The organism is Shewanella gelidimarina (assembly GCF_023283945.1).
In the GTDB taxonomy this organism is placed as follows: domain Bacteria; phylum Pseudomonadota; class Gammaproteobacteria; order Enterobacterales; family Shewanellaceae; genus Shewanella; species Shewanella gelidimarina.
Map to the genome: position 1 here is coordinate 71,135 of NZ_JAKIKW010000010.1, position 14,711 is coordinate 85,845.

The following is a 14,711-nucleotide window of genomic DNA, read 5'->3' on the forward strand; positions in this document are numbered from 1 at the left end:
GCTCTACTCCTTATATAGCGTTACGGCCTTCAGCGATGGCAGCAACAGCAGCAATTTCAGCTGCTTCACGTTCACGAACTGTTTGGCGCTCATCAGCATCCAAAGTCGCAGCGGTGACTAAACCTAGCTCGATTTCGCGCAAGGCGATAACCGTTGGCTTGTCGTTCTCTTCGTCAACCATAGGATCTTTACCCTGTACGGCGATTTGGCGAGCACGACGCGCAGCAATCAGAATCATGTCAAAACGGTTGCCGATTTTATTTACGGCATCTTCTACAGTTACGCGAGCCATGTGGGGAAACTCCAGTGGTTTATTGATTGGAAAAATGACGCAAAATTGTACATGAAGACAGTTAGCCTGCCAACAGATCTTTAATCATATCATTTTGGGTATGAATTTGGCTAGCACAGGTTAGTCTTTGGCTGCGAATGATCGCTAAAAGATCGGCCTGCGCCTTGTCGAAATCATCGTTCACTAAAATAAAGTCAAATGCATTGTAGTGTGACATCTCTGAAACAGCCTGTGCCATGCGGCCATCAATGACCTCTTGGCTATCTTGTCCGCGGCCTGTAAGGCGACGTTCTAGCTCGATTCTTGAGGGTGGAAGAATAAATATTCCAATCGATGTGGGCATCAGTTTTTTAACTTGCTCGGCACCTTGCCAGTCAATATCGAGGAAAACGTCGATACCTTTAGCCAGTGTTTGCTCAATGGTCACACGTGAAGTGCCATAGTAGTTACCGAAGACTTCGGCCCATTCAAAAAAAGCATTGCCTTCGATTAACCCTTTAAACTCATCTTGATTTACAAAGTGATAATGCTGGCCATGTTCTTCACCTGGACGAGGTTGACGCGTGGTATGTGATACCGACACTTGCATATCTGCGGGCTGATCTTTTAACAGAGCTGATATGAGTGATGATTTACCTGCGCCACTTGGCGCTGAGACGATAAATAGGTTTCCGCGTGCAGTCATGATTTGCGTATCCGGTGCTTTAGCCCATTTGAGGGCAAGTGAAAAGATTTAGCGCGACATTATACAGTCTAGGGCGATATTTGCGCTAGTCATGACAGTTTGGCCTGATAATATTTTATTCTAGCGGCACTTTTCAGACTAATTTTGCTGTATCCGCCTAAAACACTGACATCTTCAGGCAAATTGGGTAGGCTATTTCTTTAGGTTTGAACATAAGAACCAGCTTGATTTGTAGTTAAGCGGATAGCGATCCGTTTATTAGTCAGATTCCATTGAGAAGGTAGGTATATCAAGGTATGCAGTTTACGGCACTTTTTTGTTTAGTCGGTCGCGACAACGGCCAGCGGTTCGCCAGCATCAGTGGCTTGGTTTTCTTTGTTTTGTTGCTGGCAGCAGTGGTGTCAGACTCTGCATCGGTCCTGTATCTCGTCGGCCTGCTACTGGCGCCAATATTGGCATTAACCAGCCTTAGGCGATTGCGTGATAGTGGTAAATCATCAAAGCTGGCGGCACTGACGCTGGCACCATGGGGGTTGATTATGCTGACGTTAGCGCATATCGACAGCGTGATGTTGCTGATCACTCTTATGCTTTTTGCTGGATTGGCGGTGGGTTATGTGGCTATTTTGCCCGCCATCTCAGTCAGTCATTACAAGCAGGGCTATTCGGGACCGATAGACATGAACGCCAATGTAACGGTCAATAATGCTCGAGTACGAGTCGAACCTACATTAAGCGACGCTAAGTCTGACGTTGACGGGCACTCAGCGGCTTTTGTTGACCGAACCGCTGGTATTAAAGAGAGCAGTACTGCATCTTCTAATGAAAATGAACGGGATACACTAACATCGCACAGATCTAATAAGAGCAGTGCGGGTTTAATATCGCTACAGCATTGGTTACTAGAGCATAAAAAGGTCGCGTTTTCTGCTGCCGCTTCATTAATGCTGGTGATGCTACTACTTAGTGTTTGGTCAGTTATCCCAAATGACGATGTGAGCGCCGCAGAGCAGGATATTGCTGAGGTGAGAAGCATCCCTAATAAACCTATCATCGCGCGTGAAATTACCACGCTACCAGATGGGTTTAGCTTGGTGCTTGAAGATGACGTGTTAATCGTAAGATGGCTTGGTGAAACAGGCTCGCCGACAAAATTATGGTCGCTTGCCACTGCCAAAGGCGATAGAGCGTGTTCAGCGCTGACGTTTAATAATGGCACTGAATATCGCACCGTTGCGGTCGATTTATTGGCTGATACCGGTACAGAAGCTCGCTTTTCACCCCTCGACACTAAAGCGATTATTGTGGATATGGCACGCCGAGGAAATGTGAGTTTATGTGGCTATAACTTTAGTTTGAAAGGCAGCCAAGCAGCCATTGGAAAAGTGGCCGCATTCTCAACCTATTTATAAACTGCTGTATCAGTATGATGTAATAGTGGAAATTGGTGGGTAGAGTCATTAAACTGCTTCGCCTTAACTTTATATGCTACGTCGTGTGATTCTAGCGATGATTAGAACGCTTGATAGGTAACACAATGCCAGATTTAACCTTGGTTATTCTTGCCGCTGGTTTAGGCACCCGTTTTGGTGGTGATAAACAGCTTGCGGCACTCGGTCCCAATGGCGAGACCATGCTGGAGTTATCACTGCAAAGCGCGCATCGAGCTGGCTTTACAAAAGCAGTGTTAGTGATTCGGCCTGAACTGGCCGACACTTTAGATACGCTATTAGCGAATAAGTTACCCAGTGATTTTGTTTGCGACTACTGCATACAGTCACTCGATGACCTCCCTGTATCCGCGGTGCAATATGCCGATGTAGCATCGCGTAAAAAACCCTGGGGCACAGCACATGCCCTCTGGAGTGCAAGAAAACAGGTATTGGGTCCCATGGCGGTTATTAATGCTGATGACTTTTATGGCGACAGTGCATTTGTATTGTTGGCTCAAGGGTTACTCAAAAGCACTGACGATTGGATGATGGTTGCCTATCCGATTAACTTAACCTTGTCAGATAATGGCGGTGTTAATCGTGGTTTATGTGCCGTGGACAATGGCAAGTTAGTCGATGTTGCAGAATGGCTAGGCATTCAATCGCATTCAAATGGATTGGTCGGCACTCTTGCCGGTAAGCGGGCAAACATTGCAGACAATGCGTTGGTATCGATGACATGTTGGGGCTTTAAAGCCGATATTTTTGATGTTCTCGAAACGCAGTTAAGCCGCTTTCTCATTGAACATGGCAGGCTCGCTAAAAGTGAGTGCTACTTGCCGAGTGTAGTGCAAGCGAGATTGCAAGAAAGTGCTAATAGTCACACAGACACTCGAAGTGTTTATGTCAGTGTGGCGCAGGAATCTTGGTATGGGGTTACTTACCCTGAAGATGCCAAGTGGGTTAAACAGAAATTATTAGAAAAATTAGCGGCATCGTAATTAGCGCAGCTATTACATAATGAGTTTGCACGGAAACCTGGACTATACACAGGTAGAAGCAACGATTTTGACAGAGAACTGGAGAGTTGGGTGATTGATTTTATAAGACAAAACGTTTTGTCGCATTTTGGCGAAAAGATGGACAATGCCAAGGTGTCCCCATTGGGGAATGGCCATATAAATCATACTTTTTTAGTACGCTGGCCAGCAGGTGAGCTGGTGCTGCAAAAAATCAATACTCAAGTTTTTACAACGCCTGAAGCCTTAGTTAATAACTCAGACAAGATTAGCCGCCATTTAGCGGGTAAAAGTCAGAATAAGCAATATCAGCTACAAGTTGTCTCCCCTGAATTAACCCAAGATGGTGCCTTGTCGATTGATCTCGGTGAAGGCGGTTTTTGGCGCGCGCTTAATTACTTACCTCATAGCGTTAGTGTCGATGTTGTTAGTACAGAATCTCATGCTGAAATAGCCGCTCAAGCCTTTGGTCACTTCTCTGGTGCTTTAAGCGATCTCGATGCCGAGTTGCTTGAAGATGTTATTCCCAATTTTCACCATCTACCAGGACGCATCGAGCTGTTGTCGAAAGCTGTCGCACAAGACTCTAAGGCACGCCTAAGTGAGTGTCAGCAATGGGTTGATTTCGTTATGGCGCAAACAGAGTTACTGCAGGAACTCGCAGAAGTGGAAGCAACGTTGCCGCGGCGTATTTGCCATAACGACACCAAAATTAATAACATGTTGTTTGATAAGCGCGACATGAGCAGTTTGGCCATTATTGACCTTGATACCTGTATGAAAGGTTATTTGATGTATGACTTTGGCGATATGGTGCGGACTTTTTGCAGTCCTGAAGAGGAAGATTCAACCACGCTTGATAATGTGCGGGTGCGCGAGTCAATTTTTGCTGCCATCTGTAAAGGTTATTTGGGCGAGCTTGCGCCGATATTGTCAGATGTTGAGCGACAAAGTTTGTGGCTAGGCGCTAGGGTCATTTGTTTAATGATCGGGGTTAGGTTTTTAACCGACCACCTCAATGGGGACGTGTATTTTCATATTCATCATGAGGGTCACAACCTTGAGCGCGCCGCTAATCAATTTACCTTGTATCTAAGTTTATTGAGCCAACAAGATACTCTTAGCGCTTATTTGAAATAAGTGATTAATTTCTAACTCACTGAATCATTGGGATTAGAATCGATCTATTTGGCCAGCGATAAAGTCATTGAGAGTTAGCCTCGGTGGCTTACTTAACGACTTATACTGATTCAGTTTACCTATCCACTCCATAATAAAGTCATGCCTAAGGGGTGGCTTTAATCAATTTTCAAACATACCCACTTGCTAATTTTTTGGTGGTAACAAAGCATCTCTCATCGTTTCCTCTTCCGCTAGAAAGCCTACGGTCTTCAATAAAGTCTGATGCACAATTAAATACATTATCTAGGGTGCTAACATATTGTGATTGGTGCGAGCCAATGATGATCTACCGCGAATAAGAGAGCCCCATAAAACTGAGGCGATATACACTCTTCGTTGATGTGAATATTAGCGGCTAACGATATAAACGGGCGGTCATAGGAACCAGATTTAATCTCTGGATCAGTCCCTCTAAATAGGCTTGAGTCAGCAATGCTATGCCGCGATAGAAGTCGGTTGTGGCATGTTCAGTCATAAGTTCCAGGCAACGACCCGACCAGGGGAGTAGGTGTTGCTGAAGCAGGATCATGCAGCTGCGCTCCAGTGATTCGCTATCTTCTGTTTGCGCCCATTGGGTAAACATTTGATCCAAGACGGCGAAAAACAGGCCGATATGATCCACCGGTTGATTGCTATCGAGCTCGAAGCTGATCCCTTGCTCTTGATAAAAAGCCATCAGTGCCATAGTCGACTTGTCATTGAGGAGTTGTCTTTCGCTTAAGTAGACCGATCCCCAAGGTACGGCATTGGGTTCACCCGGACCATAGAAGAGTTGTGCATAATCCAATTTTAAGGTTTGTTGTTTATCTACAGTCCATTGACCTAGATAGTTGGATAGTAACTCTCGACCACTCTTTTCTTCGGCAGATGACGTAAACTCAGGCCAGCTTTGGGCCACACCATGCCCAATAAAACCCTGGATCAATTCAGGTGTCGGATCGTTAAATAATACATTGTGAAGAATGCGCGCAATGCCTTGATATTCTAAGATCTCATTTTCAGTAAGGGATGACATACTAACCTCATTTGTTGCACTAAAATTTGTCGGGACTAATCGCAAGAACCAGCAAAAAAGATGCCATTCAAAATGAATGGCATCAAGCGGGGGTTAAACTTCTGAGTTGTTTAACACTTTGCCATCGGTGCTGCTACTAGGGCGAGCGTGACGGTTAGGTTTCATCAACAAGTTTGGTGAGGTTACGCTGCTATTTGGCATAGGCGCAAAGTTAGGTTGAACTGCACCTGGGTATTTAGCCTTAAGTTCATCCATGGTACCAAAATCAATAGCACGCATTGGGCAAGACTCGACACATGAAGGTTGTTTACCCTCGGCCAGACGCTCAAAACAACCATCACATTTGGTCATTACCTTACGATCTTTGTCTATTTGTGGTGCATCGTATGGACAGGCTCTTGCGCAGCTTTCACAACCGATACACAGATCCGCAGCCACATGAACTAAACCATCTTCGCGGCGCTTGTGCATCGCGCCAGTCGGACAAGCCTTAACACACACAGGCTCAGAGCAGTGGTTACAACCTAAAGAGGTGTAATAAGCGAAAACATCTTGGTTGATACTACCGTCAGCATTCTCTGTCCAAGTACCACCGCCATATTCATACACACGGCGCCAGTTGATACCTACAGGAAGATCTTTGCGATCTTTACAGGCGATTTGGCAGGTTTTACAACCAGTACATTTACTTGCATCGACATAAAAGCCGTATTGAACATTATTACTCATTGTAAGCTCCTATTAGGCTTTACGGATTTCAACTAGGTTAGTGTGCTGTGGGTTACCCTTGGTGATAGGGGTCGTTCTATGCGTGGTTAACACATTTAAACAACCACCTTTATCAACGCTGCCACCTGGTTGGAACCACGCGCCTTGACCTAAAGCTGTTACGCCGATCATGATTCTTGGAGTGACTTTAACTTCAACTTCAATGGTGCCACGGTCATTAAATATGTGGACTTTATCTCCGGTTGCTAGCCCGCGAGATTGAGCATCAATCGGGTTCATCCAAACTGCATCTTGTACTGCTTCACGCAGCCAAGGCACGTTGTGGAAACTGGAGTGAGCACGGCCTTTGGTGTGATAGCCCGTTAGCTGTAGCGGGTATTTTTCCTTCATGGCGGTATCTTCGAAGCCTTCCCAAGTCGGTACATACTTAGGTAATGCTGAAATCACATCGCCTGGCTTAAGTTTCCAAGTTTTGGCTTTTTCAGCTAACTGAGAAGAGTAGATCTCAATCTTACCCGATGGTGTGCCAAGCTTATTATTTACCGGATCTTTACGGAAATCTTCCAGGACAATATAGCTACCGTCTGGCAGATATTTACGATGGATACCTTGCTTGAGCATCACCTCTTTTACAGGCAGATCTGGCGTAGCAGCTTTGGCTGTAGCATAGAAGCCATCTAACCAATCTTTACGAGTTTTACCTTCGGTGAATTCAGCTTCGACACCCATACGCTTAGCAAGGTCGACACAGATTTCATAGATAGGACGAGATTCGAACATAGGGTCAACGCTCGTGCTCATCTGGATAAGTGTAGCGGTATCACCAGCGGCATAACTTTGGTTGACTAAATCTTCTGACTCTAACCAAGATACGTCAGGTAGCAAGATATCTGCGTACTTAGCACTTGGTGTCATCCAGTTATCAACGACTAGAATGAATTCACACTTAGATTCATCGCCAACAATTTTAGCTGTTTTATTGACATCAGAGTGTTGGTTGATTAATGCATTACCGCCATAGTTGATAATGGCTTTAATGTCATGACCTAGCTTACCATCGCCGTTTGCATCAAGCAGCTCTTTAGGTAGTGCGACACCATCGCTCAAAACGGTCATATTCTTGCCGTCTTCAACGGCTTGGGTCCATGTAAAGAAAGAAATACCTTTCGTTACAGGGTTGCTTCCAGCTGGCATAGAAGGGGCAGTCATTGAAGACCCTTTACATAAACCACCACAGTTAGTGCCCGGCAGACCAAGCTGACCTAAAAGAATCGGCAGCATGTAGCCAGCGCGAGTGTTATTTTCACCTGCAGCTTGACGGTTAAGTGAGGCTGCAATTTGGATAAATGGCGCTTTAGCCGCCGCCAATTCTCTTGCTAACTCAATGATGACATCTTCGGCAATACCAGTGATCTTGGCAGCCCAAGCAGGGGTTTTAGCATTCACGCCCGGAGTTGAGTCACTAGCCGTTTTGTTATCTAAAATATAAGATTTGTAGCTTTCTTCATATCCTACGCCAGCTGGCATAGTCTTTTCATCATAGCCAACACAGTATTTATCAAGGAAAGCTTGATTCACGGTATTAGTGGTTATCCACTCGTAAGCTAAGGCTTCAAATAATGCCGCATCTGTACCTGGACGAATCGCTAGCCATTGATCTTCTTTACCAACAGCTGAGTCGGTATAACGTGGATCGATGATGATAGTCTTAAATTTCTTGCTTTGCTTCAGTGATAAAAAGTCGTAAGCCTCACCTGAACCACTCATGCGGATCTCAGATGGGTTATAACCAACCATTAGCACAAGATCTGAGTTCTTCATTTCAGAAACAGAGCTGCCTTGCCAACCTGGACCAGCAGAACCGTATGTTTTTCCTGCTGCTTCATAGATTTGCGACCAGCTATAATCGCCATTAGAGTTCAGGAAACCGCCTTTAAGGTTCATTAAACGCTTAAGACAGCCGGTACCTGAAAAGTGATAACGTGCACCTGAATCATAGGTAAAGTGTACTGACTCGTTGCCATACTGATCGATAGTATCTTGCAGCTTTTCAGCAACAATATCTAAAGCCTCATCCCAAGTGATACGCTCAAACTGTCCTGCACCACGAGGGCCTACACGCTTCATTGGGTACTTTAATCTGTCGGGAGCATAAACACGCTTACGCAGTGAGCGGCCACGAGGGCATGCACGTACATCATGATCGCCATACTTATCACTAACCGTAAAGTTTGACTCCACTCGGGTAATGACACCCTCTTTAGAGTACACGCGAACTGGACAGTTAGAGCCACAGTTAACCAAACAAGCCGACCAGTTCATCTTCTCAACAGCCGTTGTCGGTGTAGTTGGTGCGACGACTTCAGCATCACTTGAGCTAGAGTTACAACCTGTAACTGTCGCTGCACAGCCCATTGCGGCACTCATTTTTAAGAAACTTCTGCGTTCCATTATCTTTTCCTCATTGCAGTTATGATTAGCACTGTTTGCATTAGCGCAGCTGGTAGCTAAACGACAACATCACTTGGTGCGCGTTATAGTTATGGTTCAGGTCACCTAAGGTGGTCAGTCCTGGAACTGTATTGACATCAATTTGCGCGTAATCGGTGTCGTAATAGCGCTCATACTGGTAAGCCAGTTTTAACGCCATCTCTTCGCTCAATGCGTAGTTCGCATGTAGCTTGAGACTGTGGTTGAAAGAGAAGTAATCCCCCAGTGGCGTGCTGACGTCATAGGTAACCAGCGTGTTGCTGGTGGAGTTTGCGAATAGGTAGTCACCGCCTAGGTTGAGCTTATCTTCCAGTAATCCGGTGTAGGTGAAACCTGCCCCTAGATTGATAAACTCATCTTCGATATCGGCGAACCAATCAGCTGTTGAGAAACTCTGACTGCCAGCTTGTGCGGCGTCGATCCACTGCTGGCCGGCAAAGGCATAACCTGACAGATGCGCATCAAGCTGCAGCCCTAGGTTGATGTCATAGCCGTAATCTTCAGATTCGGTCAGACCCAGTTGCGTCTCGTCATAATCATCTTTGGCGTAGCGGGCAGTCACATCCAGACTGAGCCACGAAGTGGGGGTGTGATTAAACTTGGCTTCGAAGGCGGTGCGCTTTCTATCTGCGAGGTAGTATTTCCGTAGCAAAGGATTCTGTTCAGATGAGGTCAGTTCGCTGGTTTGATATTCACTGCCACCACGATTATTCAAACTGGCCTTGAACTTAAGCTTGATATCATCCAATGCGCGGACATTGAGCTTGGCCCATAGCACGTCATCATTGGTCTGTTCACGGTCGCCATGGCTGCGCTCCATCTCTTTGCGGTCATAACCAGCTTGCAAGCGATAGTCACTGCTTAGGCGATAACTGGCATTAAGCTTGAGGCCACGGCGTTCGGTGTCTAAAGGTACATTCTGTTTAAATGCGCCCGTGATGCCGTTCACTTCATATTGAGCGAACTCCCATACCGAGCCCTTGTTGTCACGCTTACTGTAATCGACACTGCCGCCGAGTCTGAGTTTGCTGCTCAGCAGCGAAGTGACTGACAGCTTGCCGTCTAAGGTATCCACTTCTCCGTCCCAGTTTTGCAGTGGGTTCCCCGACATCTGAATCAAATTATCGTCTTGGATCATCTTGCCCGATGCCAGGCGACCACTCATGACGGTGCGGCTTAATTGGTATTGCCCCGACAGGCTAATTTGATGAGCCTGATTGTCAGGAGCTGGCGCAAAAACGTCATACAGATAGGGGAGACTTAAGGCGCCAATATCGTTGTTATACTGACTGACGAAGTAATTCAGATCTGTAGTCCAACTATCGCCGGAGAGTGACAGGCCTGCGGTGAGGTTATCAGTGCTAGCATCGATAGGCAGACCGAAATTAACCGGACGCGGAGTGACAATGCTACTGCTCTGGTAACCCGTTTTTTGCTCGTGGTCATAGCGCACATAAGCCTGATAGAAATCGCGGCCATAACTCAGACCCAGGCCAGCTTTATTTCTCTGCAGGGAGAGCTCCTGGATCTGAGTATGTTCACTCGGTGTCAGCACGCCATCTTTGTACCATAACTGGCTGCGCGCATTGCCTGACTGATAACTCGTCAGTTGTTGATAATCTGCAACCAGTTCATAGTGACCTGACTTTCCCGCTTTAAGATGCGCGAAACCGTTATCCAGACCTAACTGGTGTGCCTGAAACTTGGCGGTATAGCCTGTACTATTTCGATAATTGAGGTCGGCATCCACACTGGCATTAGCGCCGTCTTTGTCGGTACCGAACGCATTACCAGAGTGAATATCATCGCTTTCAATATAGGCAGTATTGAAGCCTATTGTGCCGCTATAGCCATCGATTTGAGGGCAGCGCTTACATTGAAATATCTCTTGTTTAACGGTACTGGTATTGGCCTTGTTCACGCCAAAGTCCGCCGCCATTACTGAGCCCGTTATCGCACCCGATATGGCGAGAAGTGATAACGTGATGAGGTTAAATTTGAATCTCATTAGAATTACTCCTGATTAGCGCTGCAACTTGCTGCCAGCTGGGTGATTGGAGCCATGGATCTGGCTATGGCAGTTGAGACAGCTTTTACCGCCACCAAAAGCGTCACTTCCACCTTGCTGTACAACACGGCTTGCATGGCCATCGTCCATGTGGCATTGCTGACACAGTTGCGGTGCTCTTTGAGTGAGCATGGCTTCATTCACGCTGCCATGGGGGTTATGGCAGTTGGCACAATTTTCTGTGACTGGCGCATGCTCCCATAACACCGGGCCACGTTTTTCGCTGTGGCAGCTATAGCAGGTGTCATTAACGGTGGCGTGGTTCAGTGCACTTTCACTCATAGAACCATGCGGATTATGGCAATCAATACAGGTCATTTGATCCCATTTCATCGGGTGGGATGAACGCTTATTCATGTCAGATTTTTGCTGAGTGTGGCACGAGGTACAGGTGTCATTGACCGTGAGTTGGCTCATTACTGGGTCTTTGTCGGTGTGGATAATATGACAATCGCTACAGGCCACCTCGTCTAAATTGTGGCTACTGCTGTGCCATGCCATTTGCTGAGGATCGTTATGGCAACCCAGACAAACACTGTTCTGACTCTGGGCTGACAACTTGCTCTCTTTACCAAAGGCGATCATCGGCTCCTTGCCGCCCTTATTATGTTTGCCTAACGGCCCATGACAGGCTTCGCACTGCAGCCCCGCCATAGGCGAATCCGCTTGGCCCGAGTTACCGTGCACTCCGTCGAATATCGCCATGACCTTGTCATTTTTTTTATGACACATCAGGCAAGAGTCAGCACCTTTCTTGGAATATTTACCCTGAGCAAACTTCTCCGTTAGTTGCTGTTCAAGTTGTTCACCAGTGAGTTGGTTCCAGGGGGCCGCCTGAACTGAGAGAGATAAATACGCGAAAGCGAATACCCCAAAAAGTAACTTAGTGATAATAGATTTGTTCATCATCTTGGCCTTACGGTTAATTATTTTAATGTTTAGTATTTTTTATGTTAATTATTTTGCAGGTGAATTGTAGTTTGAATGTATGTGTATTACTAAATAGGTATGGTTGAAATTGTGATTTTTAATTTAAAAATAATTTATACGTGATCGAGATCTTTATTTAGCAGTTGCTTTTTAATGTCGTGATTATTATATTTTAACTTCTTGGTCTTTGTGGTTAAGTTGTTGTTTTTAATATTTTTATGGCTCTGTCTTTGATGTGTATTTTATTTGTCTTTTAATACTATGCACTTTGATTTTATATATATTAAAAATAAGTATTAATGTGAATGAATATAATGACTGTTCATATTTCTTTTTATAAAGTCTGATTCATTAATAAGTTTTAATAACTCTGTTAATAATTCTTCATAAAAATTCATATTTTTTCAATAGTTCAATTGATAATCATTATTCTTTATTTTTTTTAAGCCATTTTTTATAATTTTTATTATCGGTACTCACCAATGTTAGGTGATTTAACATCTCTAAATAATGACGAGATTATGTTTACGGCAACAGCTATTAATCAGTATTAGTCTTGTATCTTAGAGAGTAGATTAGCTGCGCTAAACGAAGGCGTTCAGAACGGTCAAAGTAACACTAATATTGGCTGAGTTGTTTAAGATCACATCATCGTTAACTGGCATGTTTAACCGCTGTTAATGGACGGCTGAACCTCATACACTGGGGGCATAATCATTATATTAGGGATCATTGATGGCACCCATTATCTGCAGTAGTGCTTTAGAGGCTGTGTCTTTAATTCAAAGTGGTGAGACGCTATGGACGCATTCAATGGGGGCGACTCCGACCCTGCTACTCGATGCTCTCGCTGAGCATGCATTAACCAAGCAAGACTTGACCTTATTGCAGTTGCACACTGAAGGTGCTGAGTCACTCAGTGACGAGAAGCTCAAGGGGCATCTGCGGCATCGTTGTTTTTTTGGTGGCTTACCAACTCGTTCGCTACTGCAACAGGGAGATGCGGATTATGTACCGATTTTTCTCTCTGAAGTGCCTAAGCTATTTCGTTCGGGTGAACAGCCCATCGATACCGCCATCATTCAAGTTTCCCCTCCTGATAAACATGGTATCTGCTCCTTAGGGATCTCAGTCGAAGCCACACTGGCGGCTTGTCAGGTAGCAGGCAAGATTATTGCTCATATCAATCCACTCATGCCGCGAACTCATGGTGATGGTTTTATTCATTATAATAAGTTCGCCGCCGTGTACGAGCAAAGTAAGACATTGCCGCAACATCCATTAGCGGCAAGTGATGAAGTCAGTCTTGCGATAGGCCAAAATGTGTCGCAACTGGTACGTGATGGAGATTGTCTACAGATGGGGATTGGCGCAATTCCTGATGCGGTTCTCTCTTGTTTAACCAAGCATAAAGATCTTGGAGTGCATACCGAGTTGTTCTCCGATGGGGTGCTTAATTTAGTCGAGTTGGGGGTGATCAATAATAGCCGTAAGAAGGTGCATCCAGGTAAGCTGGTCACTGGCTTTGCACTCGGTAGTCAGCGACTTTATGATTATGTTGATGATAATCCGTCGGTGATCTTTATGGATATCGAGCAGGTCAACGATACGTCCATCATCCGTAAAAACCCCAATGTCATGGCGATTAACTCCGCGCTGCAGGTGGATATATCTGGTCAAATTTGTGCTGATTCCTTGGGTACCAAGATCTACTCAGGCGTCGGTGGACAGATGGATTTTATCCGTGGTGCAGGTCTCTCTGAAGGCGGACGTTCCGTGATTGCGCTACCAAGCACTGCAGCCCGAGGTTCTGTCTCACGGATCAGCACAGTATTATCTCCCGGCGCTGGTGTGGTCACCACTCGCGCCCATGTGCACTATATTGTGACTGAATATGGCATCGCTAATTTACGGGGGAGATCGTTACGCGAACGGGCAAGAGACTTGATAGACATCGCTCATCCGGATTTTAGAGAGCAACTTTGTCGAGAGGCTTTCGACATGTGGCGATTGACGGTGTAGTTATATTGAGGTGCAAGTTAGCGCTTTGAATTGCGAGAGCACTTATACTTTGATGCCCGATTGAGCAGCTAAAAAGTCATTGGGGGTTAACCTCGATGGCTTACCTATCGGCTTATATTGACTCGGTTTATCTATCTGCTCCACAATAAAGTCATGCCTAAGTGCCGGCTTTAACAACGCTGAAAACATGTCCACTTGCTGATTCTCTGGGCTTAACCAAGCATCCATTATTGAGCTATCTTCAGGTAAAATCATCGGGCTTGCTTTGCTGTGATAAGGCAGTAAATCAAGGTGCGGTGGATTGGTAATAATCGAGCAGGAAACTCGACTTTCGCCTGTTTTGGGATGTTGCCATTCCCGATATAAACCACCAAAAGCAACGGCTGCATTTTCAGCGACAAAATCATGATAAACGCTGCTACTGCCCTTTTTCTCTGTTTCGCCAAAACCTTTGGCAATCACAATACAGCGACTCTCTCTAAATGGCGTAAAGCCAGCACTATTGGGGTGGTTGAGTTTATCGGAGCGGGTATTAAAAGAGGTGAAGTGGCTGGGTTTAAAGCCGTCATAGGTTGTTTGTTGTAGTAGCCACCAAGTTGCCGTCTGTAATTGTCGTTCGCCGTCTTCGGTTTCACGCACAATACTGATGTCATTGGTCGGCATTTTAAAGCGAGAATATAGCATCTCGTTGCTATTATTGACGCGAAGATCTTCCAGCAATGCTTGTACAAACATATCATCGATAACATTCAGTCGACCGCACATCAGCTTCACTCCTTTTTATTGCATATTGATCACTATAAATAGCAGAAAGGCCATGATAAAGCAGTTTATCGCGAGAGTAGA

General features: G+C 45.4%; 12 protein-coding genes. 4 read left to right on the plus strand and 8 right to left on the minus strand.

All coding sequences use genetic code 11. The annotated features are described in order from the left end of the window. Positions 1-10 precede the first annotated feature (10 nt). A complete protein-coding gene (gene rpoZ, locus L2729_RS10560) occupies positions 11-292 on the minus strand; it encodes a DNA-directed RNA polymerase subunit omega (RefSeq protein ID WP_101089475.1) in 282 nt (93 codons plus the stop codon). A gap of 61 nt (positions 293-353) precedes the next feature. Then, positions 354-977, minus strand: a complete 624-nt coding sequence (gene gmk, locus L2729_RS10565; RefSeq protein WP_248988239.1) for a guanylate kinase — start codon at positions 975-977, stop codon at positions 354-356. Positions 978-1,273: 296 nt separating this feature from the next. Here gmk and L2729_RS10570 point away from each other — a divergent pair, with 296 nt between their 5' ends. From L2729_RS10570 to L2729_RS10580, 3 genes are all read left to right on the plus strand, one after another. After that, positions 1,274-2,389: a DUF805 domain-containing protein gene (locus L2729_RS10570; protein WP_248988240.1), complete on the plus strand. Its 1,116-nt coding sequence runs from the start codon at positions 1,274-1,276 to the stop codon at positions 2,387-2,389. Between the two features lie 125 nt (positions 2,390-2,514). Continuing rightward, positions 2,515-3,411, plus strand: coding sequence for an NTP transferase domain-containing protein (locus L2729_RS10575; protein WP_248988241.1), 897 nt, complete (start codon positions 2,515-2,517; stop codon positions 3,409-3,411). Positions 3,412-3,501: 90 nt separating this feature from the next. Continuing rightward, positions 3,502-4,569, plus strand: coding sequence for a phosphotransferase enzyme family protein (locus L2729_RS10580; protein WP_248988242.1), 1,068 nt, complete (start codon positions 3,502-3,504; stop codon positions 4,567-4,569). A 397-nt stretch (positions 4,570-4,966) separates the two neighbouring features. Here L2729_RS10580 and L2729_RS10585 read toward each other — a convergent pair whose 3' ends face one another. The 5 genes from L2729_RS10585 to L2729_RS10605 form a co-directional block, all read right to left on the minus strand. Further along, positions 4,967-5,626, minus strand: a complete 660-nt coding sequence (locus L2729_RS10585; RefSeq protein WP_248988243.1) for a TorD/DmsD family molecular chaperone — start codon at positions 5,624-5,626, stop codon at positions 4,967-4,969. Between the two features lie 93 nt (positions 5,627-5,719). Continuing rightward, positions 5,720-6,355 carry a DMSO/selenate family reductase complex B subunit gene (locus tag L2729_RS10590; RefSeq protein WP_101089469.1) on the minus strand — a complete coding sequence of 212 codons (636 nt, stop codon included), beginning with the start codon at positions 6,353-6,355 and terminating at the stop codon, positions 5,720-5,722. Positions 6,356-6,367: 12 nt separating this feature from the next. Then, positions 6,368-8,806 (minus strand): DMSO/selenate family reductase complex A subunit, encoded by a 2,439-nt coding sequence (locus L2729_RS10595; protein WP_248988244.1) that lies wholly within the window; start codon positions 8,804-8,806, stop codon positions 6,368-6,370. A 40-nt stretch (positions 8,807-8,846) separates the two neighbouring features. Further along, positions 8,847-10,853 carry an MtrB/PioB family decaheme-associated outer membrane protein gene (locus L2729_RS10600; RefSeq protein ID WP_248988245.1) on the minus strand — a complete coding sequence of 669 codons (2,007 nt, stop codon included), beginning with the start codon at positions 10,851-10,853 and terminating at the stop codon, positions 8,847-8,849. Between the two features lie 15 nt (positions 10,854-10,868). After that, entirely contained in the window at positions 10,869-11,822 is a 954-nt protein-coding gene (locus tag L2729_RS10605; protein WP_248988246.1) for a DmsE family decaheme c-type cytochrome, read from the minus strand. 756 nt (positions 11,823-12,578) lie between these two features. Between L2729_RS10605 and L2729_RS10610 the strand changes: the two genes are divergently transcribed. Continuing rightward, on the plus strand, positions 12,579-13,865 hold the full coding sequence (locus L2729_RS10610; protein WP_248988247.1) for an acetyl-CoA hydrolase/transferase family protein: 1,287 nt from the start codon (positions 12,579-12,581) through the stop codon (positions 13,863-13,865). A 42-nt stretch (positions 13,866-13,907) separates the two neighbouring features. On the opposite strand, the gene L2729_RS10615 is transcribed toward L2729_RS10610, so the two are convergent. Next, positions 13,908-14,630, minus strand: coding sequence for an SOS response-associated peptidase family protein (locus L2729_RS10615; RefSeq protein ID WP_248988248.1), 723 nt, complete (start codon positions 14,628-14,630; stop codon positions 13,908-13,910). Positions 14,631-14,711 lie beyond the last annotated feature (81 nt).